At 59.7% G+C, this 23,859-nt stretch carries 23 protein-coding genes and 1 pseudogene; 11 read left to right on the top strand and 13 right to left on the bottom strand.

The window, feature by feature from the left end; all coding sequences use genetic code 11:
- Window positions 1–102 precede the first annotated feature (102 nt).
- Window positions 103–987 (top strand): LysR family transcriptional regulator, encoded by an 885-nt coding sequence (locus tag MMG91_RS02265; protein WP_305449369.1) that lies wholly within the window; start codon window positions 103–105, stop codon window positions 985–987.
- A 159-nt stretch (window positions 988–1,146) separates the two neighbouring features.
- On the opposite strand, the gene MMG91_RS02260 is transcribed toward MMG91_RS02265, so the two are convergent.
- The 7 genes from MMG91_RS02260 to MMG91_RS02230 are packed head-to-tail and all read right to left on the bottom strand — an operon-like array spanning window position 1,147 to window position 7,492.
- A complete protein-coding gene (locus MMG91_RS02260; protein WP_310658591.1) occupies window positions 1,147–2,565 on the bottom strand; it encodes an ATP-binding protein in 1,419 nt (472 codons plus the stop codon).
- The gene (locus tag MMG91_RS02255) at window positions 2,562–3,224 is read right to left on the bottom strand and encodes a response regulator (protein WP_305449373.1); all 663 of its coding nucleotides are present in this window, start codon (window positions 3,222–3,224) and stop codon (window positions 2,562–2,564) included. The genes MMG91_RS02260 and MMG91_RS02255 overlap by 4 nt, the downstream gene beginning before the upstream one ends.
- 11 nt (window positions 3,225–3,235) lie before the next feature.
- Window positions 3,236–3,880, bottom strand: coding sequence for a tetratricopeptide repeat protein (locus tag MMG91_RS02250; protein ID WP_305449374.1), 645 nt, complete (start codon window positions 3,878–3,880; stop codon window positions 3,236–3,238).
- Complete coding sequence (locus MMG91_RS02245) at window positions 3,877–4,686, bottom strand: SDR family oxidoreductase (RefSeq protein ID WP_310658590.1); 810 nt, start codon at window positions 4,684–4,686, stop codon at window positions 3,877–3,879. The genes MMG91_RS02250 and MMG91_RS02245 overlap by 4 nt, the downstream gene beginning before the upstream one ends.
- Window positions 4,673–5,347 carry a TenA family transcriptional regulator gene (locus MMG91_RS02240; protein WP_305449376.1) on the bottom strand — a complete coding sequence of 225 codons (675 nt, stop codon included), beginning with the start codon at window positions 5,345–5,347 and terminating at the stop codon, window positions 4,673–4,675. The genes MMG91_RS02245 and MMG91_RS02240 overlap by 14 nt, the downstream gene beginning before the upstream one ends.
- Window positions 5,344–6,825, bottom strand: coding sequence for an AMP-binding protein (locus tag MMG91_RS02235; protein ID WP_310658589.1), 1,482 nt, complete (start codon window positions 6,823–6,825; stop codon window positions 5,344–5,346). Before MMG91_RS02235 ends, MMG91_RS02240 begins: the two co-directional genes overlap by 4 nt.
- Entirely contained in the window at window positions 6,815–7,492 is a 678-nt protein-coding gene (locus MMG91_RS02230) for a thermostable hemolysin (protein WP_305449378.1), read from the bottom strand. The genes MMG91_RS02235 and MMG91_RS02230 overlap by 11 nt, the downstream gene beginning before the upstream one ends.
- 187 nt (window positions 7,493–7,679) lie before the next feature.
- Here MMG91_RS02230 and MMG91_RS02225 point away from each other — a divergent pair, with 187 nt between their 5' ends.
- Window positions 7,680–8,252 (top strand): cytochrome b, encoded by a 573-nt coding sequence (locus MMG91_RS02225; RefSeq protein WP_310658588.1) that lies wholly within the window; start codon window positions 7,680–7,682, stop codon window positions 8,250–8,252.
- Here the strand turns inward: MMG91_RS02225 and MMG91_RS02220 are convergent.
- The 3 genes from MMG91_RS02220 to MMG91_RS02210 all read right to left on the bottom strand — a co-directional run bounded on the left by MMG91_RS02220 (window position 8,233) and on the right by MMG91_RS02210 (window position 12,291).
- A complete protein-coding gene (locus MMG91_RS02220) occupies window positions 8,233–9,339 on the bottom strand; it encodes a DNA alkylation repair protein (protein ID WP_310658587.1) in 1,107 nt (368 codons plus the stop codon). The genes MMG91_RS02225 and MMG91_RS02220 overlap by 20 nt on opposite strands.
- 135 nt (window positions 9,340–9,474) lie before the next feature.
- The gene (locus MMG91_RS02215) at window positions 9,475–11,283 is read right to left on the bottom strand and encodes a monovalent cation:proton antiporter-2 (CPA2) family protein (protein WP_310658586.1); all 1,809 of its coding nucleotides are present in this window, start codon (window positions 11,281–11,283) and stop codon (window positions 9,475–9,477) included.
- A 117-nt stretch (window positions 11,284–11,400) separates the two neighbouring features.
- Window positions 11,401–12,291, bottom strand: coding sequence for a LysR family transcriptional regulator (locus tag MMG91_RS02210; RefSeq protein ID WP_007895093.1), 891 nt, complete (start codon window positions 12,289–12,291; stop codon window positions 11,401–11,403).
- A 168-nt stretch (window positions 12,292–12,459) separates the two neighbouring features.
- Here MMG91_RS02210 and MMG91_RS02205 point away from each other — a divergent pair, with 168 nt between their 5' ends.
- The 6 genes and pseudogenes from MMG91_RS02205 (at window position 12,460) to MMG91_RS28880 (ending at window position 19,450) form a co-directional block, all read left to right on the top strand.
- Window positions 12,460–13,542, top strand: coding sequence for a 4-oxalomesaconate tautomerase (locus MMG91_RS02205; protein WP_305449382.1), 1,083 nt, complete (start codon window positions 12,460–12,462; stop codon window positions 13,540–13,542).
- A gap of 47 nt (window positions 13,543–13,589) precedes the next feature.
- A complete protein-coding gene (locus tag MMG91_RS02200) occupies window positions 13,590–14,909 on the top strand; it encodes a dicarboxylate/amino acid:cation symporter (RefSeq protein ID WP_310658585.1) in 1,320 nt (439 codons plus the stop codon).
- A 134-nt stretch (window positions 14,910–15,043) separates the two neighbouring features.
- Complete coding sequence (locus MMG91_RS02195; RefSeq protein ID WP_305449384.1) at window positions 15,044–16,348, top strand: CitMHS family transporter; 1,305 nt, start codon at window positions 15,044–15,046, stop codon at window positions 16,346–16,348.
- A 94-nt stretch (window positions 16,349–16,442) separates the two neighbouring features.
- Window positions 16,443–17,696: an OprD family porin gene (locus MMG91_RS02190; RefSeq protein ID WP_310658584.1), complete on the top strand. Its 1,254-nt coding sequence runs from the start codon at window positions 16,443–16,445 to the stop codon at window positions 17,694–17,696.
- A gap of 80 nt (window positions 17,697–17,776) precedes the next feature.
- A pseudogene (locus MMG91_RS28885) lies at window positions 17,777–18,592 on the top strand (cache domain-containing protein); the annotation flags it as partial.
- 36 nt (window positions 18,593–18,628) lie between these two features.
- Window positions 18,629–19,450 carry a methyl-accepting chemotaxis protein gene (locus MMG91_RS28880; RefSeq protein WP_405046513.1) on the top strand — a complete coding sequence of 274 codons (822 nt, stop codon included), beginning with the start codon at window positions 18,629–18,631 and terminating at the stop codon, window positions 19,448–19,450.
- Window positions 19,451–19,460: 10 nt separating this feature from the next.
- Here the strand turns inward: MMG91_RS28880 and MMG91_RS02180 are convergent, their stop codons facing one another.
- Together MMG91_RS02180 and MMG91_RS02175 are read right to left on the bottom strand one after the other, a co-directional pair.
- Window positions 19,461–20,525, bottom strand: coding sequence for a sensor domain-containing diguanylate cyclase (locus tag MMG91_RS02180; protein ID WP_310658582.1), 1,065 nt, complete (start codon window positions 20,523–20,525; stop codon window positions 19,461–19,463).
- Between the two features lie 216 nt (window positions 20,526–20,741).
- Window positions 20,742–21,203, bottom strand: a complete 462-nt coding sequence (locus MMG91_RS02175) for a hypothetical protein (protein ID WP_310658581.1) — start codon at window positions 21,201–21,203, stop codon at window positions 20,742–20,744.
- A gap of 272 nt (window positions 21,204–21,475) precedes the next feature.
- Here MMG91_RS02175 and MMG91_RS02170 point away from each other — a divergent pair, with 272 nt between their 5' ends.
- The gene (locus MMG91_RS02170) at window positions 21,476–21,814 is read left to right on the top strand and encodes an FKBP-type peptidyl-prolyl cis-trans isomerase (RefSeq protein ID WP_018929733.1); all 339 of its coding nucleotides are present in this window, start codon (window positions 21,476–21,478) and stop codon (window positions 21,812–21,814) included.
- 246 nt (window positions 21,815–22,060) lie between these two features.
- Here the strand turns inward: MMG91_RS02170 and MMG91_RS02165 are convergent, their stop codons facing one another.
- The gene (locus MMG91_RS02165; protein WP_310658580.1) at window positions 22,061–22,396 is read right to left on the bottom strand and encodes a hypothetical protein; all 336 of its coding nucleotides are present in this window, start codon (window positions 22,394–22,396) and stop codon (window positions 22,061–22,063) included.
- Window positions 22,397–22,636: 240 nt separating this feature from the next.
- Between MMG91_RS02165 and MMG91_RS02160 the strand changes: the two genes are divergently transcribed.
- A complete protein-coding gene (locus MMG91_RS02160; RefSeq protein ID WP_217854637.1) occupies window positions 22,637–22,912 on the top strand; it encodes a metal/formaldehyde-sensitive transcriptional repressor in 276 nt (91 codons plus the stop codon).
- 11 nt (window positions 22,913–22,923) lie between these two features.
- On the top strand, window positions 22,924–23,853 hold the full coding sequence (gene dmeF / locus MMG91_RS02155; protein ID WP_310658579.1) for a CDF family Co(II)/Ni(II) efflux transporter DmeF: 930 nt from the start codon (window positions 22,924–22,926) through the stop codon (window positions 23,851–23,853).
- Window positions 23,854–23,859: the final 6 nt, after the last annotated feature.

The following is a 23,859-nucleotide window of genomic DNA, read 5'->3' as shown; positions in this document are numbered from 1 at the left end:
GTCATCCTAGTTGTTAGCTTTCGTTAAAAGAATGTTAGTTTTTGCGCAGCTGCTGTGCGTTTTTAAACAGCGTCGTTAACGGCATAACGTCAAGGATGGTTCATGTTCGACTGGAATGACCTGCGGTTTTTTCTCGAATTGCAGCGCAGCGGCCGCTTGCTGACCGCCGCTCGGCGTTTGAACACCACCCACGCCACCGTGGCCCGGCACATCGAAGCCATCGAAAAAAGCCTCGGTACCGCGCTGTTCGTGCAGCATGCTCAAGGCTACGAATTGACCCCGGCCGGCGAAGCGCTGCTCAAACACGCCGAAGCCATGGAAAACGTCGCGCTGCTGGCGCAGGAAGAAATCACCCAATCATCCGCGCCGCTGGGCAAGATCCGCGTCGGGGTGACGGAGGGGTTGGGCATCATGTTCCTCGCCAACCGCATGAACGGCTTGTTCGAACGCTACCCGGGGCTGGAAGTGGAACTGGTGGCAGTGCCGCGCTTCGTCAGCATCCTCAATCGTGAAGCCGAGATCAGCATCCACCTGGAACGCCCGGCCGCCGACATGCTGGTCACCCGCAAACTCACCGATTACCGACTGGCGCTCTACGCCAGCCAGGCCTACCTGGACCGCTCGCCGCCACTACGCAGCCGCGAAGACCTCGGTCGCCATGCGTGGATCGGCTACGTCGACGACTTGCTGTTCAGCCAGGAACTGATGTTCCTCAACAGCTTCTGCCGCAACCCCCAGGTGGTCTTTCACAGCACCAGCGTCATTGCCCAGCAACAGGCCGCGCGCTCGGGCCTGGGAATCGCCGTGCTGCCGTGCTACATGGCCAGTACCGACCCCGAACTGGTGCCGTTGTTGCCGGACGAAAGCATCCAGCGCAGCTATTGGATCAGTACGCGGCGCGAGCTGCACAAGTCCGTGAGGCTGCGGGTGTTGTGGGATTACGTGGTGGAGTTGTGTGAGCGTGAGCAGGGGTTGTTGCTGGGATAATAAATATCAAAAGATCACAGCCTTCGGCAGCTCTTAAGGGAGAGGTGTAACAGCTGCCGGAAGGCTGCGATCTTTTGATTTTGGGAGAGTGTGTGCCAGACCTGACGCCTTCGCGGGCAAGCCTCGCTCCACAGGGGATTGTGTTTGGCACGCAGTCGCTCAGCCATTGGGCGGCAACTCTCGGGTGGTCCGTTGCACAGTGCTGTGGTGCTGGCCATCGGGAATCGACAGGGTCGCCCGTAACCCGCCTTCCGGCGGATTGACCAGCGTAATCCGCCCACCCAGCCGCGTCGCAATGGTGCTGACAATGGTCAGCCCCAACCCTGCGCCGCCGGTATTTCCACGGCTGTAAAAACGTTCGAACAACCGTGCGCGATCCGCTTCGTCGATGCCCGGCCCCTGGTCCTGGACGCTCAAGTTGTAGAACCCGTCCTCCTGGCTTAATTGCACGGTGATGACGCCATGCTCCGGCGAGAAATTCGCGGCGTTGGTGACCAGATTGTTCAGGGCGATGTCGATGTCGGCGGCGTCGGCGAGGACTTCAAAAGGCTGGTCATCGACGTCGAAGGCCAGTTCCAGGTTCCTGCTCAGTAACCAGGGCGTGAGCTGGGCCAGGCTGGCGCGCACGGTTTCGCTCAGATCAATACTGTGCAGCACCGGCGCCACGGCCTTGGGTTCGAGACGGGCCATGGTCAGCAGCTGATTGACCAGGCGGCTGGTGCGGTCGACCCCGGCAATCAGAAACGCCAGAGACTCACGACGCTCCTGTTCCGTGCCGGCTTCCAGCAGATTTTGCGCATGCACCCGCAGCACGGCCAGTGGCGTGCGTAATTCGTGGGCGGCGTCGGCAATGAAGCGCCGCTCGCGGCCCAGCACCTCTTGAATTTGCGCGAGCATGCGATTGAGCGCCGCTTGCATCGGTTCCAGTTCGCTGGGCAACGGGGTCAGTTGCAACGGCTCCAGAGAACCGCTGTGCCGTGCCCGCAACGTCGCCGCCATATCGGCCAGGGGTTTGAGCCCCCAGCCAATGGCCAGCCAGACCATGGCCGCCAATATCAGGCTGCCCAACACATTGGGCCACAGCGTGTGACGCACGATCCGGTCTACCAGGTCCGCACGCACGTCGTCCCGTTCACCGACCCAGATGCGCAGGTCATTCTGTTTGTCTTCGAGCATGAACACCCGCCAATGACGGTTGTGCAGATCCACCACATCACTGAAACCGGGCTTCGTCGGCGGCGCAGTGAAGGAGGGGGCACTGGCGGTGTGCACCAGCACTTCGCCCTTGCGATTCCACACCTGAAAGGCAATTTTGCTTTCATAGGGATGACCATCGACTCTCGGCACCGCTTCACTCAAGGCCTTGTTGAACGCTTGATACAGTTCGGCGTGTTCATTGCTGGCCAGCGGCATGCGCATCACACCCTGCAACAGCCGGGCGTTCTGGGCCAGTTGGGCGTCGTAGACTTCGGCAATCTCGTGATTGCTGTCGTGCAGGTTGAGCACGCTGATGATTGCCAGACCCGTGAGCATCAGGCCGATGATCAGCGTCAGGGTGCGACGCCGGATCGAAGTCATCGACGCTCCTCCACCAGGTACCCGACACCGCGAATGGTGCGGATCAGGTCGGTGGAGAATTTCTTGCGCAGGTGATGGATATGCACTTCCAGGGTGTTGCTTTCGGCTTCTTCGTTCCAGCCGTAAAGCAGTTGCATCAGGTGATCGCGAGTCATGACCCGGCCCGGCGGCGAAAGCAATTCGTGGAGCAATTTATATTCCTTGGGCGTCAGCGCCACCGGCTCGCCTTGATAACTGACCTGCTGGGTGCCGGGGTTCAGGCTGATGCCGGCGTGTTCGATCAGCACTTGGGCGCGCCCGGCGCTGCGTCGCAACAAGGCCCGCAGGCGAGCCTTGAGTTCGGCCAGGTCGAAGGGCTTGATCAGGTAGTCGTCGGCCCCGGCATCCAGCCCGGCGATGCGGTCTTCGGTGGCATCCCGGGCGGTGAGGATCAGTACCGGCAGGTTGGAGCCGCTTTCACGCAGGCGACGCAGCACTTGCAGACCGTCCATGCGCGGCAGGCCGAGATCGAGCACGGCCAGGTCAAACGTCTCGCTGAGCAGTGAATGCAAGGCACTGCTGCCGTCTTGCAGCCAGTCGACGGTGTAACCCTCACGGCCCAGGGCCTGATGAATGCCCTCGCCGAGGGCCACGTCATCCTCGATCAGTAATAAACGCACGCGGACTCCTGTCAGTTGAGTTTCTTGTTCACGTCCACCAGTAACGCTTCAATCTCTTTGCGCCGTCCGGCGTCGGCGCTTTCCCGACCAGGGCGGGGCGCCGCTTGCAAGGCTTTTTGCAGTGCTTGCTTGGCTTCACCATAGCGCTTTTGACGGTAAAGGTGATCGCCCCAAAAATAAAGACTGTCGATGCCGGCCGGGTTCAGTTGCAAGGCCTGCTTTAACAGTTGTTCGGCCTTGTCGGCATCGCCGAAACCGATGGGCCAGCCGGGCACGCGATCATACAACGCCGCAAGGCTGGTGTAGGCCGAGCCTTGCAGGGCCTTGGGATCGATGGTGAGGGCTTTCTCCAGATCGACTTTGGCGGCCTTGGCTTTGCTCAGGGCGCCGAGGCCACCCTGGGCGCCGGCCCAACTGCTGGTGACAATGCCGGACCAAATCCACGCTTCGGCCAGGGATTGGCGTTCCTGGGTGAACGCCGAGGCCTGGGTCGCGAGCTTTTCGAAGGCCGCGGTGCGCTGTTCGGCGGGCAATTCGTATTGAATGTGCGCCCAACTTTGCTGAATGCCATTGAGGCGCTGCTGATCGGCGGCGTCCAGCGCCCAGACGCTTTGGCTCAACGCCCCGAGCAGCAGGCAAGTGACGATTCTTTTCATGGTTTGAGGCTCTCGTTATCGGGCTTCTGACTGAGGCGACGGATCAGCGGCAACTGCTTGCGCAAGCCACGGTCCACCAGATGCGGCAACAGACTGTTCAGGCGAACGAAAAAGCGTTCCGGCCAGCCCAGGTACAAATCGCGCCGGTCACCGGCAATGGCGCGGATGACCGCCGAGGCGACAGTTTGCGGATCGTCGACATTGGCCTTGAGCGCATCGTTCAGCGCCTGGGCCGCCGGGCTGTTCATGCCGGTGTGGGTCGCCCGGGGGGCGACGTAAAGCACGTTGATCCGGGTGTCGGCCAGCTCCCGGCGCAGGGCTTCGGAGAAACCGCGCAGGGCAAATTTGCTGGCGCAATAGCTGGCGTAACCGGGGTAGCCAATGGAACCGTAGGTCGAGCCGACATTCACCACCATGGCGCTCTCGGCTTGTTTGAGCATCGGCAGCAAAAGCTTGGTCAGACAGATTGGCGCGCTGATATTCACCGCCAGCATCGCATTGATCTCGCTGTCATCGAGCTGTTCGAGCATGGCGAAGTGGTTGACCCCGGCGGCGTTGACCAGCAGGTTGATGCCGCCGATGGCTTCGGCCGCAGCCAGCACTTTGTGTCGGTCGCCGGGGACGGTCAGGTCAGCGCCGATCCAACACAGGTGCAGCGGGTAGCGTTCGAGCAAGGGCTCCAGCGCCTCCTGGTGCCGGGCCACGGCCAACACCCGCGCGCCACTGGCACACAGGGCGCTGGCGATGGCCAGGCCGATACCGCCGCTGGCTCCAGTCAAAACCACACGGGCTTCATGCAGCTGCATGCAGGTTCTCCCCATCGCGGGGCAAGCCGCGGAACATATCGGTATAGAGCTTGTACACGACCTTCGAAGCATGAATCACCGCGGCTTGATCCGCTGGGTCTTCGAGTGTGTTCATCAGTCGGCGGTAGGTTTGCATGTGTTCGATATCCAGCGAGCCGTGGGAACTCAGGTAGCTGAAGGCGGTTTCCGGCAGCGCCAGGTGCTCGCGGATGCTGCCGGCCGCATGGGTGGCCAGGGCAATGCTGGTGCCTTCCAGTACGTTGACCATGCCGAACAGGCCGACCGGGTTATCCCGGGCAATCAGGTCGTAGAGGAAGCTGACCATCAATTCGATCGGCAGCGATGGACGACCGTCACGCACCGCCTCTCTGTCGCCGCCACAGGCCTCGATGTCGTCAAGTACCCATTGTTCGTGGCCGTATTCCTCATCGATGTACTCGCATACCGCTTTACGCAACCATTCCAGCCGCTGCGGCAGCCGCGCGCCGCAGGCCATCATCAACGGCACGGTATGGCGCACGTGGTAGTAGGCCTGGGCGAGGAAGGCGCGGTAGCTCTCCAGGCTGACCTTGCCCTCAAGGGCATCGCGGATGATCGGCAGGTTGAACAACTCGTGGCGTTCCTGCTGGGTAGCGTCTTGCAAGGTGTCGAAAAAACTCATGATGCGGATTCCTCGGAAAGAACGGATTCAGTGAGCTGCGCCCGATAACGCTCGATGATGGCGTCGCGGCGCGGTCGGCCATTGGCGGTCAGCAAGCCATTGGCGGCGGAGAACGGTTGATCGAGACGAGTCCAGTGATGAACCTGGGCGTAATCGGGCAAGGCCTCGTTGGCCTGGGCCACGGCGGCGGCGAGCTCTTCATCGGTGCAGTCCAGCCGATGGGGCCAGAGCAGGGCGTGGTTGGTTGGCATCGCTTCGCCATAGACAAACGCCTGAGCGATGTGACGACGCTGAGTGAGTTCGGCCTCGACCCATTCCGGATTGACGTTGCGGCCGAAACTGGTAACGAACTGATGCTTCTTGCGCCCGTTGAGGTAAAGAAAACCTTCCGGGTCGAACTCGCCGAGATCGCCGGTCGGCCACCAATCATCACTGAAGGGGGCTTGCCCCAGATAGCCGAGCAGGGTTGAGCCCTTGACCAGCACTTCGCCGTCATCGGCCAGGCGAATCTCGACATGGGGCAGGGGCCGGCCGACACTGCCTGGGCGGCGCGCGCCTGGGCGATTGAGGCACACCACCGACGAGCATTCCGACAACCCGTAACCCTCATAGACCGGAATGCCGATGCGCTGGGCGCGATGCAATAATTCTTCGGAAACCCGCGCACCGCCCACAGCAGCAAAACGCAACGATTGGGGGTTGAATGCTTTTTGCTCGGCGGCGCTGGCCAGCATCAGCAGCAACTGCGGCACCAGAATCAGACTTTCCGGTTTTCGGGTGGCCAGACAACCCAACAGCCGCGGCACATCGACACCGCTGGCACCCTGAATGCCCAGGGTTTTCTGGCTCGGCACGCTCAAGGTCGCGCCGGCATACAGCGCGGCATAGCAGCCTAGGTTTTCCAGCAGAATCGCCAGGGGCAGCAGCGCCAGGTGATGCCGCGGATCGGTGGGCTTGCTCGCCTGATCCAGTTCACGGGCCACCCGCAAAAGGCTCTCGGCGCTCAGGCACACGCCTTTGGGCGTGCCGGTGGTGCCTGAGGTGAAGGTCAGTTTGGCGGTGCCTTCGGGTATCAGGTTCGGGCCGCTGAAGGTGCGACACCAGAATTCACCGTTTTTTTCGTAGCCCGCCGCTTGCAGTTCGGCTTCCAGTTCCGGTTCGGCAATCACCAGTTCGGCCTGGCTCTGTTGCAGGCAATGATTGCGTTGCGCCGGGCTGAAGAAGGGCGGCAACGTCAGGCAAGTCAGCCCTTCGAACAGGACGGCCAGGTCCCAGAGCATTGCCTCGGTGCCATTATCCAGGGCCAACGCGACCACCTTGACGTGCTCATCGCGCAGACGCTGTTGGCGGTACATGACCTCGGCGTACAGCGTGGCGTAGTCCAGTTTCAACTGATCGCCCCACAAGGCGATGGCGTTGGTCTTGCGTTCAGCGTGATTGCGCAGGGTCTGCTTGAACCGCTCCATTTCAGGCGACATGGGTGGACTCCTCAAGGGACGTCGGCAACCCCAGGCGATTGAACAGACCGATGTTGCGCAAATGGATGAAACCGGCGCGGATATTGCCGACATGCACCCATGGCTGACTCTCGTAATAACTGCCCCAGAGGTGACGGTCGTCGCCCAGCCGCGCAGGGTCGGCGGCGCAGAGCGTTACCGGCTTCAAGCCCAGGCGATGAAAACTGTTCACCAGCCCGATGTTGCCGGTGAACGCCACCCATTCCAGCCCGCCCATGGCCAACAGGTAGGTGATGGCGATGATGCTCAGGCGCGCGCTGCCGGTATCGCTGGCGGCGAGGTTCCCCACCTCGACAATACCGGCCCGGTCCACGGGTTGACCGGCAGCGTCGCTGATCAGCGGATCAATGGCCTCGTCCAGGTAACGCTCCAGAAACAAGGGCTCGGCTCCGGCCAGTCGTACGCCGGCCACCGCACACAGCGTGCCTGACGCATCGCTCATGCCGAACAGCTGCGGCATGAATTGGCGGATGTCGGCGCCGTGGGCCTTTCGAAAACGCTGCTGGATAAAGGTTTCGAAAGCCGGACGCTGGGGATCGTCCGGCAAGGCTCTGGCCAGACTCATCTGCGGAGTTTCGGCTTGGCCGAAGTGCAGGGGCAGAGGGATGTTCCAGTCGAAATCGGGCATGGGCAAGAACGCCTCCCTGAGTAAGTTTGGGAGGAGTATCAAAGGCAATTCTTAACGGAGTCTGAAGGTGGACCTTCAGACTGTCTTAAGACTGGACGGGCAGGGTGGCGCCGGTCGGTTCGACGAAACCGGATCCAGGCTGTACGAAATGAATCGGCAGCCGCCACTGATCTTCACGAGGCCCTGTATGACCCGAGATTCAGCAGTACACCGGTATGGAAAACTCTCGATCACCTTGCACTGGCTGATGCTGGCGCTGTTCGTCGGTGTTTATGGCTGCATCGAGATCAAAGGATTGCTGCCCCGTGGGCATGCCTTGAGGGGCCTGTTTCTGGGGCTGCACGGCGTATTCGGGTTGAGCATTTTTGCGCTGGTCTGGGTTCGCTTGCTCGGGCGCCTCACGCCCCGACCACCGATTACCCCGGTCCCGCCCACCTGGCAGACGGGCGTCTCGCACCTCATGCACCTGGCGCTGTATGGGCTGATGATCGCTACGCCGCTACTGGCCTGGTTGATGCTGGCCGCCGGGGGCAAGCCAATGCCGTATTTCGGTTTTTTCCTGCCGGCGCCGGTGGCGGTTGATCCCGATCTGGCCAAGCAACTCAAGCATTGGCATGAATTGCTCGGCAGCACTGGCTACTGGTTGATTGGTTTGCACGCAGCGGCGGGGTTGTTCCATCACTACTGGGTCCGCGACAACACGCTCACGCGCATGCTGCCGGGCGGCTCTGGTGTGGGCGTCAATGAGCGTCAGCGATAATTCGGAATTGGGTGCTGGCCAAGCGTTCGCCATTTACCAGAATGTGCACCGCGTGCCGGCCGGCATAGTGCCTGCGGGTGGTCAGTTCCTTGATGTGCTGACTGCGGCTGATGGCTTCGCTGGCATTGTCGGACAGCGTGAGGGCTTTAAGTTTGAACACCTTTGCCGAGGTGCTGCCGTTGGCTTTGACATAATCGATCGCGTAATCGATCACCAATCGCTGACTGTCCGGGACCGTGGACTTCACTCTGAAAGACAGGGTGATTTTCTCACCCAGGCGAATCACCGCCGGTTCGACCTTCACGTCAATGATTTCAACCTCGGGCTTGCCGCCTGCGCCAATGATTGCCAGCGCCCGCTTGTTACCTTGTTTGATCAAACTGCGCAGCGCGTGTCTGGCAATCCACGCCGTATGCTTGTTGTCCAGCGACCAACCCTCGATCAGCGCCAGGACCCACTCGGGATGATCCTTGGTGATGTCGTTGAGGTGGTTGGCCACGGATTTGCGTACGTAGAGGCTGTCGTCGGCCTTGAGGTTGTCGAGGATCGCAGCCGCCAGTGTAGGGTCGACCTGGACTTGTTCCAGGCGGAACGACCATGGCAGGCGCGGTCGGCTGCCTTCGCTCGCCAGGCGCCGGACGTGTTCGTTGTCATCCAGCGACCAATCGTGCATCAGCGCCAAGGAGCGTTCGATATCGCTGCGCAGAAAGTGCCGGATCGCAAATTCCGATGAGCCGAAGGACGTGAAATATTTGAGCGCATTCATCGACAGATCGAACGTGTGAGCGCCGTAGGTCGCGACGTAATGCGGCAAAAACATGCTGACGAAGGCGCTGTTCAGGCGCGGGGCGAGGGCACGCAGGACGTCCAGGGATTCTTCATAATCGAGTGGCAACACCGCGTGCAGGCATTCACTGACGCGGGCCATGCGTTGCATGACTGACAATTCCGCCAGACCGGTTTTGGCCAGTTTCAGGAAAGCCTTGGCATCGAAGCCGGGATAGACCGCGGTCATCTCGGTGGCGATGTGCGCGAGGCGTTCGGCGTTGAAGATTTCCTTCAGGGCGGGGGAGGTCTGGTCAGTCATCGTGGATTCCTTGTCAGATGATCATTCCCACGCTCTGCGTGGGAATGCATTCCGTGACGCTCTGCGTCACATTTCAAGAGCGGACGCAGAGCGTCCATGGCGGCATTCCCACGCGGAGCGCGGGAACGATCTGGATCAAACCTTACCCGCTTCCTCTTCCAACTGATCGGACTCAAACAGTTTTGCCAGTTCCGCCCGCGCTTCCTGCGCCGTTTGCATCACTTTGGCCGCATCGTCATACACCGCATGCTGGGCTTCCAGCACCTGTTCATCGTGATGGGTAAAGCGCTTGATCCGCGCATCTGCCTGGGCTTGGGTCAGACCCAGTCCAACCAGGGTCCGTCGGGTCATTTCCAGGCTGGAGTAATAGGTTTCCCGCACCGCCTGCGCCCCGACATCCACCAACCGGTGCACATGCTGACGGTTACGGGCGCGGGCGATGATTTTGATGTGCGGGTAGAGCTTGTGCACCACCTCGGCCGTCTTGATATTGGTGTCCGGATCATCGGTGGCAATCACGAAAAACTCCGCTTGCTCGACCTTGGCGGCGCTGAGGATTTCCGGGCGCATCGGGTCGCCATAGAACACCGGCACGCCGCCGAAGCTGCGGGACAGTTCGATGGTTTCCACCGAGGTGTCGAGGGCGATGAACTTGATGTTCTGCGCCCGCAGAATCCGCGCCACGATCTGCCCCATACGGCCCATGCCGGCAATGACCACGCGGGGTGTGTCGGCGTCGATTTCGCGGAACTTCTGCGGCACTTCCACCGGTTGAACCTTGGGTTTGACCAGTCGTGCGCAGGCCAGCAGCAACAGCGGCGTCAGTGCCATCGACAGGGTGATGGTCAGCACCAGCAAGTCGTACAGGCGCGGCTCGAACAGCCCCTGATCCCGGCCGATCTTGAACACCACAAAAGCAAACTCACCACCGGCCGCCAGCACAATCCCTAAACGAATCGCATCGACCTTGCCCAAGCCCCCGGCCAGTCGACCGACCACAAACAGCAGCGGCAACTTGATCGCGATCAGCAGCACCGTCAGCCCCAGCACCACAATCGGCGCACTGAGCAGCAAACTCAGATTGGCGCCCATCCCGACACTGATGAAAAACAGCCCCAGCAGCAGGCCTTTGAACGGCTCGATCTGCGCTTCCAGTTCGTGGCGATATTCGGAATCCGCCAACAGCAAACCAGCGAGGAATGCGCCAAGTGCCATGGACACACCGACCAGGTCCATCAACCACGCCGTACCGATCACCACCAGCAACGCAGTGGCGGTGGACACCTCGGGCAGACCAGTCTTGGCTACCACGCGAAACACCGGTCGCAACAGATAACGCCCGCCGATCACTACCACCGCGATACTGCCCAGCACCCGCAAACCGTGGTTCAAGTCCTCGGCGGCAGTGGTGGTGTGATCACCGCCGGCCAGCAGCGGCACCATCGCGATCAACGGGATCGCGGCGATGTCCTGGAACAGCAAAATCGCGAACGCCAACCGCCCATGGGGGCTGGTCAATTCCTTGCGCTCGGCCAGGCTTTGCAAACCAAATGCAGTAGACGACAACGCCAGGCCCAGGCCCAGCACAATGGCGCTGTTCAGGGATTGGCCGAACACGAACAATGCCAGCACACCAATCACCGATCCGGTCAGCAGCACCTGCGCCAGACCCACGCCGAACACCGATTTGCGCATCACCCACAAGCGTCGCGGCGACAGCTCAAGGCCGATAATGAACAGCAACAACACCACCCCGAGTTCGGAGATGTGGCTGACGCTTTGCGGGTTACCGATCAAGCCCAGCACCGACGGCCCGATGATCACCCCGGCAAACAGATAACCCAGCACCGCCCCCAGTTGCAGGCGCTTGGCCAAGGGGACGGTGAGCACCGCCGCGAATAAAAAGACGACAGCGGCTTGTAAAAGGTTGCCTTCGTGGGGCATGGCGAACTCCTGGGTGGGGCAGGCGAGAGCGGCGCTCGCCCGATTTTCAGCGGGGCGTCAGGATAAAGGCTGGCGTCTGTTCAGTCAGCAACGAGGTTGTTGATCGAGCTCCATGGCTCAGTGGGGCCATTGTTCGAGCAGAATCGAAACGAACTTCTCCGCCGCCGGCGATAACGATGCGCCCCGACGGTACACCAGGCCGAGTGTCCGGTTCACGACAGGATCGGTCAGCGGAATGCTCACCAGTGTCGGGTGATCCGCTGCCGGCATCGCGAGACTCGGCATGGCGGAAACCCCTAGCCCGGCTTCGACCATGCCCAGCGAGGTGGACAAATGCTGCACTTCATAAAACCACTGCGGACGCCAGCTCAGGCCCGACAGGGCGTGGTCCAGCAACATACGATTGCCGCTCAGGCGACCGACGCCGATCAACCGGTAATCGCTCAGTTCGGACCAGGTCACGGACGTCCGCTGGGCCAGTTCATGGTCGCGACGGCAGGCCAGGACAAAGGGTTCGTTGACCAGTGAAACGAATTCGATGTCCGGGTGCTGGCCGCTCATCATGTTGATGCCGAAGTCGGCTTCCCCCCGCAACACTGCTTCGAGCCCTTCATTGGCGCTGAGGTCGAGCAAGCGGATGCGGATTTTCGGATAGCGCTCGTTATAAAGACGAATCACCGACGGCAGGAAGTAAAACGCAGCGGTTGGAATGCAGGCCAGGGTCACCTGACCGATTTGCCGTTCGGCCAGCTCACGGATGTTCAGGATCGAGTCGTCGAAGTCATCCAGTAATCGACGAGCCTTGGGCAGGAAGTCGCGGCCGACGCTGGTCAGGCTGACCTTGCGTGTGGTGCGATCGAGCAACGTAGTCCCTAAACCCTCCTCAAGTTTTTTTATCCGCCGGCTCAAGGCTGGTTGCGACAGATGCAGTGCATCGGCAGCTTCGTGAAAACTCCCCAGTTCGGCGATTTTTACGAAAGATCGGATGTCCTGAAGCTCATATTCCATGTTTTATCTCGTTGGGGAGGGCGTTGGATCACGTTCTTGAACGTTAAAACTTTCTTTTGTGAAACGCAATAATTGCTCCGATCTTTGCATTGGAAACACAATTACTTCCCTGTCACTCTTGTTTGCAAGACATCAATTACCCCTATTGATTAACAAGAGTTAGTGGCCATGCAACGAATTCCTTGTGTGCTGATGCGCGGTGGTACCTCAAAGGGACCGGTATTTCTCGCCTGGGATCTGCCGGTTTCGGTTGAAGAGCGCGATGAGTTGTTGCTCTCGGTGATGGGCTCCGGTCACGAACTGGAGATCGACGGCATCGGCGGCGGCAGCCCGCAGACCAGCAAGGTCGCCATCGTCAGCCCCTCGTTACATCCCGATGCCGATGTTGATTACCTGTTCGTTCAGGTCATGGTGTCCCAGCGTCGGGTGGATACCGCCCCGAACTGCGGCAACATGCTCTGCGCGGTCGGGCCGTTTGCCATCGAGCAGGGCCTGGTCAAGGCGACCGATGAACTGACTCGCGTGCGGATTCGCAATCTCAACACCGGCACCTTCGTCACCTCTGATGTGCAGACACCAAACGGCAAAGTCAGCTATGAAGGCGACACCGCCATCGATGGCGTGCCTGGCACCGCGGCACCGGTTCAACTGACATTCCTTGACGCGGCGGGCAGCAAGACCGGCAAGCTGTTTCCAACCGGCAGCACCCAGGACTGGTTCGACGACATTCCGGTGACCTGCATCGACATGGCCATGCCGATGCTGATCATCGAGGCGCGTCACCTGGGCAAACGCGGCGATGAAACGCCGGCCGAACTGGATGCCGACAAAGACTTCATGCACCGTCTCGAAGCCCTGCGGCTGCGGGCCGGCATGGCCATGGGCCTGGGCGACGTCAGCGACAAGGTCATCCCCAAGCCTGTGCTGGTTGCACCGGCCAAGGCCGGTGGCACGTTGCAGGTTCGTTACTTCATGCCGCATAACTGCCACCGTGCGCTGGCCATTACCGGTTCCATCGGTCTGGCCACCGCGTGTGTCACTGAAGGCAGCGTTGTGGCACACATGCTCGGTCATACCGGTGGGCCGCGTCTGCAACAGGTGCGGATCGAGCACCCGAGCGGCGGCATCGATGTCGTATTGTCCTACACCGGTGAGAACGGTGAGACAATCCGCGCCTCCGTTGTTCGTACCGCCCGAAGGCTGTTTTCCGGCTTTGTGTATGCCCCGGTTTCCCAACGGCTCGCCGGGTAGCCTTCCCGCGCAGTCACTGTCGTTTTTGCATCAGAACAATTCTAAAAATGGGTGATGCCATGAAAGTTGTTAAATCGCTCTACTTCCAGATCCTCTGCGCCGTGCTGCTGGGCGTCGTGGTCGGACACTTCTGGGCTCAGCAGGCCATTGCCCTCAAGCCGTTGGGTGATGCCTTCATCAAGCTGATCAAAATGATGATTGCGCCGGTGGTGTTCTGCACCATCGTCACCGGCATCGCCGGGATGAGCGACAAACGCTCCCTTGGCCGCTTGCTGAGCAAGACCATGCTGCTGTTTCTCGGGCTGACGGTGATCAGTCTGATCATCGGCCTGGTTGCGGTCTACGTGTTCAAGCCGGGCGTGGGCATGAACATCGATCCGAGCCATTTGAGTACAGCGGGCCTGTCTCAATACACCGAGTCGGCGGCGAAGCTTGGGGTGGTCGAGTTTTTCATGCACATCATCCCCGACACCTTTATAGGTGCGTTCAGTAAAGGTGAAGTGCTGCCGGTGTTGTTTATCGCGGTGCTGTGCGGTTTCGCCCTGTCTTCCCTGGGTGAACGTGGCAAGCCAGTGCTCGACGTACTGGAAGCGGCATCGCAGATGGTCTTCAAGATTTTTTCCTACCTGATGCGTTTTGCGCCGATCGGTGCCTTCGGGGCACTGGCGTTCACCGTCGGACAGTACGGCATCACCTCGCTGGGTTCGCTGGCGAAGTTGATCATGACCTTGTACGTTGCCTGCGCCTTCTTCGTCTTTGTGGTGCTGGGAAGCATTTGCCGCGCCCACGGCTTCAGCCTGTGGAAGCTTCTGCGTTACCTGCGCGAAGAATTCCTGGTGGTGTTGGGAACGTCCTCCACTGAGCCGGTCATGCCACGCATGCTGGAGAAACTTCAGGCCCTGGGTTGCAGCAAGGGTGTAGTGGGGCTGGTGCTGCCGACGGGGTACTCGTTCAACCTCGATGGCACGGCGATCTACCTGTCTCTGGCGGTAATTTTCATTGCCCAGGCCTGCAACATCGACCTGACCATGACCCAAACCTTGACCATGCTGGCGATCATGCTGCTGTCGTCCAAGGGCGCGGCAGGGGTGACTGGCAGCGGTTTCGTGGCACTGGCTTCCACGCTCACGGTGATCCATGACATTCCGCTGGCAGGCCTGGCGCTGTTGATCGGGATCGACCGTTTCATGTCTGAAGCGCGGGCCTTGACCAGCCTGGCGAGTAACGCCGTGGCGACCGTGGTGATCTCTATCTCGGAGAACGCCTGCGACCGTCAGGTCCTGCTCGATACCCTGGACGGTAAAACACCAGCTGTCCCGGAGGGCGATCAAACCTGGGACCGCGTCGGGACCACCACGCACATTTAGTACTGCGTAAGCGCTGCAAACACTAACCTTTTTACTACCTGCTGCCGGACGTCGCCGATCGCGTCGCCTGGCGGGCTCGGGGTCGTTCGCCTGCGCGTCGGCCACGCATTCCATAACAACAAGAGAGTTGCCCTATGCTCGCCTTACTCGGTTTGGCCATGGTGGTTGTGTTCACCTTCCTGATCATGACCAAGCGTCTGTCACCGATCGTTGCATTGACCATTGTTCCGATCGTCTTTGCAGTCATCGGCGGTTTTGGTGGAACCACCGGCAAAATGATGCTCGACGGTCTGAAAATGGTTGCCCCGTCGGCAGCGCTGCTGCTGTTCGCAATTCTGTTTTTCGGTTTGATGATCGACTCGGGGCTGTTCGATCCGCTGATCCGCAAGATTCTCAAGCGGGTCAACGGCGACCCGATGAAAATCGCGGTCGGCACTGCGCTGCTGTCGCTGACTGTCGCCCTGGACGGTGACGGCACGACCACATACATGATCACCTGCGCGGCGATGCTGCCGTTGTACAAGCGCATCGGCATGAACCCGATGATTCTGGCGACCATTTCCATGCTGTCGCTGAGCATCATGAGCGGCATGACCCCTTGGGGCGGCCCGGCGACCCGGGCGATTGCCGCGTTGGGGCTGGATGCCGGGGCTTACTTTGTTCCGTTGTTGCCCACCATGATCGGCGGCGCTGCTTGGGTGGTATTCACCGCGTTCCTGCTGGGCCGCGCCGAACGTAAACGCATTGGCAACGTCCAGCTGCAAAGCGGCGGGAGTGATTGCTACATCAAGGCGATTCTTGAGGACACGCCGCACAAACGCCCGAAACTGGCCTATGTCAACCTGATGCTGGTGACGGCGGTGATGGTCGCGCTGGTGATGGGGATCATGCACTCGGCAATCCTGTTTCTGATTGGCTTCGTGCTGGCGCTGATGATCAACTATCCGCAACTGGACATTCAGAAAGAACGCATCCTCGCACACTCCGGCAACGCCATGACTGTAGTCCTGCTGGTGTTTGCGGCTGGTATTTTTGCCGGGATTTTCTCTGGAACCAAAATGGTCGACGCATTGGCGCAAACCCTGGTGGACTGGATTCCACCGTCCTGGGGGCACCTGTTCCCGCTGGTGGTGGCGATCACCAGCATGCCGTTGACCTTCGTGCTGTCCAATGATGCCTATTACTTCGGTGTGGTACCGATCCTCGCCAACGCGGCGGCAGCCTACGGGATCGACCCGGTGGAAATCGCCCGGGCGTCGATTCTTGGCCAACCGGTGCACTTGATGAGCCCGCTGGTGGCCTCGACCCTGTTGCTGGTGGGGATGGTCGATCGCGACCTGGGCGACTTCCAGCGCGCCACCTTCAAATGGGCGGTGCTCACTTCCCTGGTGGTCACAGCTTTAGCCCTGCTGACCGGTGCCTTGACGCTGTTCTCCTGATTCACCCCTGACTCGCCGCTGATAGAACTCCACGCTCCCGACGGCGGGCGCGCGGTCACGTGCATCCTTAAAACAACAATATGAGTAGTTCGACATGACCCATTTTCTGACTCGCGGGGCTTTTCTTCCTCTTCTGGGCGTGTTGCCGATGGCCGCTGCCGGTGCGAGTGATTTCATCGACGACAGCAAGTTGAAGCTGCAACTGCGCAACGTCTATTTCAACGAAAACTTTCGCGATGAACATGGCTTGAGTGCGCGTTCGGCCAGAACCGCCAAAAGTGAGCGCACCGAGTGGGCCCAGGGTTTCCTGCTGGATTTCCAGTCGGGGTTCACCCCCGGCACTATCGGTTTCGGGGTTGACGCATTGGGCCTGCTGGGTGTCAAACTCGATTCCGGGCGTGGCCGCAGTGGCACCGGTCTGTTGCCGGTACACGATGACGGCCGCGCCACCGACGAGTTCGCCAGTGCCGGGGCTGCGGCCAAGATCAAACTGGCCAAGACCACCCTCAAATACGGCACTCTGCTGCCCAAAACGCCGGTACTGATCTACAACGATGCGCGTTTGCTGCCGCAGACCTACGAGGGTGGACAAGTCACCAGCACCGATATCGAAAACCTGACCCTGACTGGCGGTCATCTGGACCGATTCAAGCTGCGCGATTCGACCGATAGCGTGTCGATTGTTCCTGACGGTTATTCAGGCGACAAAGGTGGCGATTTCACCTACGCCGGTGGTGATTACAAACTCGGCAAGAATACCCGTCTGAGTTACTTCTACGGTGAACTGGAAAACTTCTATCGCCAGAACTTTGCCGGCATCCAGCACGATCTGCCAATGGGGCCCGGGGTGTTGACCGGCGACTTGCGCTATTTCAACAGCAAGGACGCGGGCCGTGCCTACGCCTCGAAAATCGATAACGACATGCTCAGCGGTCAGCTGACCTACGCGGTGGCGGGGCACACCTTTGGCGGCGGTTATCAACAACTCAGCGGTGACGCCGGGCTGCCGTACATCAGCGGTGCGACGGTGTACTCGTTCAGCAACGTCGGCATCGGCAAGTTCATCGAAGAGGACGAGAAGACCTGGATGCTCAGCTACGGTTACGACTTTGCGCCGATGGGCATGCCCGGGCTGACGTTCATGACCCGCTATCTCAAAGGCAACGACGGCAAGTCCGACACCAACATCAAAGAGTCCGAACGCGACACGGAACTGGCCTATGTGGTCCAGAGCGGCACGTTCAAGGGGCTTGGCGTGAAGCTGCGCAACTATGTCTACCGCTCGGACTTCGCGCGTGGACGTGACAGCAACCGGATCTATTTCACTTACGACATTGCTCTCTGGTAACGGCGCCGGAAGGTGCTCGCAGCAGGCTGCGGGCGCCTTTTCAGTTAGCAGTCCAGGTCGCGCGACGAAGGAAACCGGATATGTCATTTAAACGAAAAATACTGCTGCTCACATTACTTCCCGTGGTGTTGTTCGCAGTGGTATTGAGTATCACCACCAGCAAGATTCTGCTGTCGTTGGCGGAGCAGGAAGTCACGCAAACCCGCGATCGGTTGCTGGCCGAGAGTCGGGCCAGGCTCGAAGATTATGCAAGCATCGCCCGCAGTTCCATAGCAGGGTTGTATAACAACGCAAACAGTGGCGACCTGCAAAGTCGGGCCCTGGCTATCAGCCAACTGTCGAAAATGAAGTATGGCGATGACGGCTACTTCATCGGCTACGACAGTCAAGTCGTGCGCCTGTTTCGCGGTGAAAGCAGCGAAGGTGTGGGTACCAACATGAGCGATCGAAAGGACCGCGACGGGGTTTATCTGAATCGCGAGATGGTCGCGGCAGCAAAGAACGACTCGCACTACGTCAACTACGCCGGGGCCTTGGTCAATACCGATAAAGTTGTGCCGAAACTGGCCTACAGTTTTTTCCTGCCCAAATGGGACATGGTAGTGGTCACTGCCGTCAATCTGGACAGCATTGAAACCCAGGTGGCGCAGGTTCGTGCGGACATCGACCGACGGGTGAGCAGTATTGTTTACGGGATCATCATGGTGGCCGTGGTGTTGCTGGCAATTATTGGCGTATTGGCGCTGCTATTGGTCAATGCCGGCCTGCGGCCGCTGACACTGATCCGCGACAGTCTTGACGAGATTGCTGCCGGTGAGGGGGATTTGACCCGACGCTTACCCGTCGGCAGCCAGGATGAGTTCGGCCAGTTGGCCGGTTCATTCAACGCTTTTATCGGCAAAATTCATGGGTTGGTCAGTCAAATCGTGGCAATGACCGGGCAATTGAGCAACGCTGTCGGGCAAGTGGCCAAGCAGGCCCGGCATATGGACCTGGCCATGGAGCAGCAGCGTCAGGAGACCGATCAAGTAGCGGCGGCGATCAATCAAATGTCGTCGGCGGCGCAGGAAGTCGCGGTCAGTGCTCAGAGTGCATCGGACGCGGCCATGGAAACCGATCAGCAGACTCGACGCGCCCGGCAAGTGGTTGACGGCAGCATTGCTCGTATTCAGGGACTGACGTTGGACCTGGGACGCAGCGGTGCGTCTCTGGACTGCCTGCAAAGCGACGTTTCGGCAATTGTCACGGTGCTCGATGTCATCCGTTCGATTGCCGAGCAGACCAATCTCCTGGCCCTGAATGCGGCCATCGAGGCCGCCCGTGCCGGTGATGCCGGGCGAGGTTTTGCGGTGGTTGCCGACGAGGTACGTGCTCTTGCCAGTCGTACCCAGCAAAGCACCCAGGAAATTCAGGCGATGATCGAGCGCCTCAAGCGAGCCACCAGCATCGTCGTGACCTCAATGCATCAATCCGGTGAAGCCGGGGAGGGGGCCAGCACTCAGGCTTATCAGGCCGGTGAGTCGTTGGGCAACATCGTCGAATTAATCGCCACTATCAACAGCATGAACGCGCACATCGCCAGTGCTGCGGAGGAGCAAACTTCGGTGGCGGAGGAGATTAACCGCAGCGTGCATCAAATCGCCCGGGCAATCGACAGCGTTGCCGATGAAACCCAGCGTGGCGTGCAGACGGTCAATGACCTCCACGGCATTGGGCGCGGCCTCGAAGTCCTGGTCAAACAGTTCAAGATCTGAGGCGCCTGCATCAGACCCGGCTCACCGTCTGACAGCCCAACCGATACTGATTATTCCCGCTGCGCTTGGCCTCATACATCGCCAGGTCGGCAATGTGAATCAACCGGTCCATGCTCGGTGCATGGTCCGGGAACACCGCGACCCCAAGGCTGCTGCCGATGTGGCGCTGGTCGTTGCCGATGGTCACCGGCGGTGCGAGTTCGATGAAGATTTTCTGGCAGATGCTGCGGGCTTCGTCTTGCAGGCTGTTGCCTTGGGGAAGTCCTTGCAGGATGACCACGAACTCGTCGCCGCCGATCCGGGCAACGGTGTCGGTTGAACGCAGGATTTTCTTCAGGCGTGTCGCGGTGGTGATCAGCACGCGGTCGCCGGCGGCATGGCCGTAGTGGTCGTTGATCGCCTTGAACCCATTGAGGTCGACAAACACCAGCGCCACCCGCGTGGCGCTGAGGCGGGCCTGCTCCAGGGCGTCGGACAAGCGTTCTTCGAGTACCAGGCGATTGGGCAGGCCGGTCAGCGGGTCGTAATGGGCCAAGTGTTGCAGATAACTGGCGGAGGCTTTTTCTTCGGTGATGTCGCGGACCACGCCCATCATCTTGATCGTTGCGTCATGCTCATTCTTGACCACATTGCCGGTCTCCCGCAGCCAGCGGATGCTGCCATCCGGCCAGACCACGCGGTATTCCTCGTCGTGGTTTTCGCCGGTTTCCAGGCAACGCAATTCACCGGCGCGGACCTTGGCCCGGTCGTCCGGGTGCACACAGGAACAGAACAGGGCGTAGGAGGGCGTTACCTCTCCGATCTTGAACCCGAACATCCCGTAGATTGCATCCGACCAATAGAGCTTGTCGGTATCAACCTCCCAGTCCCAGGTGCCGATGCGGGCGAAGTATTGGCTGCGTTTGAAACGCTCGGCGTCGCCCTCCTGGTGGATGCTTTGTCCTTCGGTGAGGCTGTCGATCAGCGCACGGCACTCGGCCAACTGCTTTTGCAACGAACGATCGCGCCAGATCAGCGCGATGATCAGCGCAAAGGTCAGTGAGCCGATGGTGATATCGATCCAGAGCTGACTCATTGAGGAATTGCGCTCATGGTGTATCGAACCGTGGGGGAGGTGGCGGGTATATTAAGGCTCTGTACGAAAAACTGCCTGCGTGTCGATCATGCTGCGTTAAAAACAGCCTCGGAATGCTCATTTACAACCCGTAAACTCCGCTTCATCGCCTGTTTTTGCCTTGCCTGATCGACACTTGGCGACTTTTCGTACAGACCCTGGCAAGCAGGAGGTGGGTCAGTGCGCCACTGACGGTTGGGTCGCGACCGAGACGGTGAAGGTCACGACAATCAGCACGACGAGTACCCAGAACAGCACCATGACTGTCAGCATGACGACCTTCAGGCTTTGATAAAGCCAGCGCAACCAATGGCCTTCGGGTTTTGCTTCTGAGCGGGTTCTGAGTACGCCTTTCAAATAGAAGCCGAGGAGGGCCAGCAGTGCGCCATCAATTAACAGCGCAGGCAGGCCGGCTTCGGGGAAAATGCTTCCCCACCGATAGAATGACGACCGGCTCAAGAACACCACATAACAAATGAGGCTGCCGTAGGGGCTGGCTCTCCACCATTTACCGGCCAGCGCTCCGACCATCAGGCACATAATCACCATGAACGGGTTGAGGAGAATATGGATCATCCACTCCAGTACGTTGGGGAAGTAGCCCGGGGAATGGATGCTGCGCCAGATGTGTTCAAACATTGTTCAGGCTCCTGCCTTCTATGGTGTAAGTGCTGCTTCGGTGCTTCCGTGCCGCTGCACGGTATCGGCGTATTGTCGGGTTACATAAGTCCTGTTGTGTAAATTAGGGGCTGTACGAAAAGTCGCCGAGTGGCGATCAGGCAGTTTTCGTACAGTGCCTGGTTCACGACCACTGCCAGATACAGAGCGAAACGGTTGCCAATAGCCTGCATTTCTGGGAAAACGGCGCCCATCAAGCCCGTTCGGGCAAGCGCACAGATTGAGTGAATGTCATGAATGATGAGTTGCAGGTAATCGACCTTGAAGTGGGCGACGGCAAAGCCGCTGTCAAAGGCGCGCTGATCACCACCCAATATCGGGGTTGGCTGGAAGACGGCACCGAATTCGATTCTTCCTACAGCCGGGGCAAACCTTTCCAATGCGTGATTGGCACGGGACGGGTGATCAAGGGCTGGGACCAGGGAATCATGGGCATGCAGGTCGGCGGTAAACGCAAGCTGCTGGTGCCGGCGCATCTGGCCTATGGCGAGCGCTCGATGGGGGCGATTACGCCGAATTCGAATCTGATTTTCGAGATTGAACTGCTGGAAGTGCTGACGCGGGATGATTGATGGGCGTGTGAGCTGAAACGATAAAACCCGCTGTCTCTGTGAGGAGATAGCGGGTTTTTTGATCGTTCCCACGCGCAGCAAAGGAATGCCTCACCGGACGCTCTGCGTCCGCTCTTTGGGACGCAGAGCGTCCCTGGCTGCATTCCCACGCAGAGCGTGGGAACGATCGGTGACGGCGGCTATTGCTGCGGGTCGATGTTCTTCAGCGCCCGGTTCACGGCAAATGCCCTTTTGCTGATGGGCGAGTCAGGTGAATGTCTCAATGTCATCAAGGGTGTCCGTCACGGTTCCTTCCAGGGAGGGGAAATTTTTCTTCACCTTCTCAAGGGCCGGAAGTACAACATCCAAGTCCAGATCACCCTGTCTGCGGGCTATGTGACCGAGCGCGGTGATGGCAGATGCTGCAACTGATTCGGACTCACTCTCGAGGTATTTCAGGCAGGTGTTCTGAGCCCAGGTCTTGTCTTGCTCATTCAGGCCAATAGAAATCAATGCGGCGGCAACGTTGGTTTCTACGTCGCTAGCTAGAAGCCTCGTCGCTTCCTCATGGCTCATTGTCGGATCTTGGTAGAGAAGGCTCACTTTTTAACTCCCTGAATGTTGCCTTTATGATCGGTTTTTCCTGCCTTGATCAGAGCATTTTGATCGTTCCCACGCGCAGCAAAGGAATGCCTCACCGGACGCTCTGCGTCCACTCTTTGGGACGCAGAGCGTCTCTGGCTGCATTCCCACGCAGAGCGTGGGAACGATCGGTCAACCTGACTTGCCAGCCCCGGCTATATCGGTAACCATGCACGCCATATAGGGGTAGGGGGTATACGTATGTCGCACATCCACGAACACAAAGACGACCTGCTAAATCGTGTCCGGCGTATTGCCGGTCAGGTCCAGGCGGTGGAGCGGGCGCTGGAGTCCGACGCCGAATGCGCCAAAACCTTACATCTGGTCGCGGCGATCCGCGGAGCGGTCAATGGTCTGATGGATCAGTTCATCGACGCCCACGCCCGTGAACATGTGGCGCATCCCGGACTCAGCGATGAAGCCCGCGCCGAAGGCGTTGAAGACTTGTTGCAAGCCATTCGCCGTTACTCGAAATAGAGGCCACCGCCATGTCACTGACACCTCAACCTTCGCGTTATGCCCACGACCACCTGTTTCTAGGGGCGGCCCACGATGACAATGCCCGCCGCACGTTGTGGGTAGTGGTCCTTACCTTCGTGATGATGATTGGCGAAATTGCCGCCGGGTACATCACCGGTTCCATGGCACTGCTGGCGGACGGTTTTCATATGGCGACCCACGCCGGGGCCTTGGGTATTGCCGCGGCGGCTTACGGTTTTGCCAGACGACATGCCAACAATTCGCGCTTCAGTTTCGGTACCGGCAAGGTCGGGGACCTGGCGGGTTTTGCTTCAGCCATAGTGCTGGGCCTGGTGTCGATCGGCATCGCTGGCGAATCCATCGTGCGACTGTTTCAGCCGACCACTGTGGCTTTCACCGAAGCGACGGTGATTGCGGTGGTGGGGCTGGCAGTGAATATCGTCAGTGCGTTTCTGTTGTCGGGCAATCATGGACATCACGGCCATGATCATCATGATCACAGTCATGCCCACGCTCATCATCACGACAACAATCTGCGTTCGGCGTATTTGCATGTCCTGGCCGATGCGTTGACCTCAGTGCTGGCCATCGTGGCATTGTTGGCCGGGCGCTACCTGGGCTGGGTCTGGCTGGACCCGGTGATGGGGATTGTTGGTGCCATCGTGATCGCGAGATGGGCATATGGCTTGATGCGTGACAGCGCCGCCGTGTTACTCGACACCACCGATGAACACGTCGCCGCCGAAATTCGTGAGTTGCTCGAATCGGCGGACGATGTTCGCATCAGTGACCTTCACGTCTGGCAAGTCGGCCCTCAGGCGCGGGCGGCGATTGTCAGTGTCGTGGCCGTGGCGGGTGTCAGTGCCGACGCCATTCGCGAACGCCTGGCGCCGGTTCATGAGTTGTCTCACCTGACGATCGAGCATCGCCACGCTTGAAGTGTC

The sequence above is a fragment of the Pseudomonas sp. JL3 genome, assembly GCF_031570575.1.
In the GTDB taxonomy this organism is placed as follows: domain Bacteria; phylum Pseudomonadota; class Gammaproteobacteria; order Pseudomonadales; family Pseudomonadaceae; genus Aquipseudomonas; species Aquipseudomonas cucumis.
This window is presented reverse-complemented; position numbering and strand designations above follow the sequence as displayed.

Excerpts from the sequence above, each read along its gene's own strand:
- MMG91_RS02265 (WP_305449369.1), top strand. The coding sequence starts at position 103 with ATGTTCGACTGGAATGACCTGCGGTTTTTTCTCGAATTGCAGCGCAGC.
- MMG91_RS02260 (WP_310658591.1), bottom strand. The coding sequence starts at position 2,565 with ATGACTTCGATCCGGCGTCGCACCCTGACGCTGATCATCGGCCTGATG.
- MMG91_RS02250 (WP_305449374.1), bottom strand. The coding sequence starts at position 3,880 with ATGAAAAGAATCGTCACTTGCCTGCTGCTCGGGGCGTTGAGCCAAAGC.
- MMG91_RS02245 (WP_310658590.1), bottom strand. The coding sequence starts at position 4,686 with ATGCAGCTGCATGAAGCCCGTGTGGTTTTGACTGGAGCCAGCGGCGGT.
- MMG91_RS02240 (WP_305449376.1), bottom strand. The coding sequence starts at position 5,347 with ATGAGTTTTTTCGACACCTTGCAAGACGCTACCCAGCAGGAACGCCAC.
- MMG91_RS02235 (WP_310658589.1), bottom strand. The coding sequence starts at position 6,825 with ATGTCGCCTGAAATGGAGCGGTTCAAGCAGACCCTGCGCAATCACGCT.
- MMG91_RS02230 (WP_305449378.1), bottom strand. The coding sequence starts at position 7,492 with ATGCCCGATTTCGACTGGAACATCCCTCTGCCCCTGCACTTCGGCCAA.
- MMG91_RS02225 (WP_310658588.1), top strand. The coding sequence starts at position 7,680 with ATGACCCGAGATTCAGCAGTACACCGGTATGGAAAACTCTCGATCACC.
- MMG91_RS02220 (WP_310658587.1), bottom strand. The coding sequence starts at position 9,339 with ATGACTGACCAGACCTCCCCCGCCCTGAAGGAAATCTTCAACGCCGAA.
- MMG91_RS02215 (WP_310658586.1), bottom strand. The coding sequence starts at position 11,283 with ATGCCCCACGAAGGCAACCTTTTACAAGCCGCTGTCGTCTTTTTATTC.
- MMG91_RS02210 (WP_007895093.1), bottom strand. The coding sequence starts at position 12,291 with ATGGAATATGAGCTTCAGGACATCCGATCTTTCGTAAAAATCGCCGAA.
- MMG91_RS02205 (WP_305449382.1), top strand. The coding sequence starts at position 12,460 with ATGCAACGAATTCCTTGTGTGCTGATGCGCGGTGGTACCTCAAAGGGA.
- MMG91_RS02200 (WP_310658585.1), top strand. The coding sequence starts at position 13,590 with ATGGGTGATGCCATGAAAGTTGTTAAATCGCTCTACTTCCAGATCCTC.
- MMG91_RS02195 (WP_305449384.1), top strand. The coding sequence starts at position 15,044 with ATGCTCGCCTTACTCGGTTTGGCCATGGTGGTTGTGTTCACCTTCCTG.
- MMG91_RS02190 (WP_310658584.1), top strand. The coding sequence starts at position 16,443 with ATGACCCATTTTCTGACTCGCGGGGCTTTTCTTCCTCTTCTGGGCGTG.
- MMG91_RS28880 (WP_405046513.1), top strand. The coding sequence starts at position 18,629 with ATGACCGGGCAATTGAGCAACGCTGTCGGGCAAGTGGCCAAGCAGGCC.
- MMG91_RS02180 (WP_310658582.1), bottom strand. The coding sequence starts at position 20,525 with ATGAGTCAGCTCTGGATCGATATCACCATCGGCTCACTGACCTTTGCG.
- MMG91_RS02175 (WP_310658581.1), bottom strand. The coding sequence starts at position 21,203 with ATGTTTGAACACATCTGGCGCAGCATCCATTCCCCGGGCTACTTCCCC.
- MMG91_RS02170 (WP_018929733.1), top strand. The coding sequence starts at position 21,476 with ATGAATGATGAGTTGCAGGTAATCGACCTTGAAGTGGGCGACGGCAAA.
- MMG91_RS02160 (WP_217854637.1), top strand. The coding sequence starts at position 22,637 with ATGTCGCACATCCACGAACACAAAGACGACCTGCTAAATCGTGTCCGG.
- dmeF (WP_310658579.1), top strand. The coding sequence starts at position 22,924 with ATGTCACTGACACCTCAACCTTCGCGTTATGCCCACGACCACCTGTTT.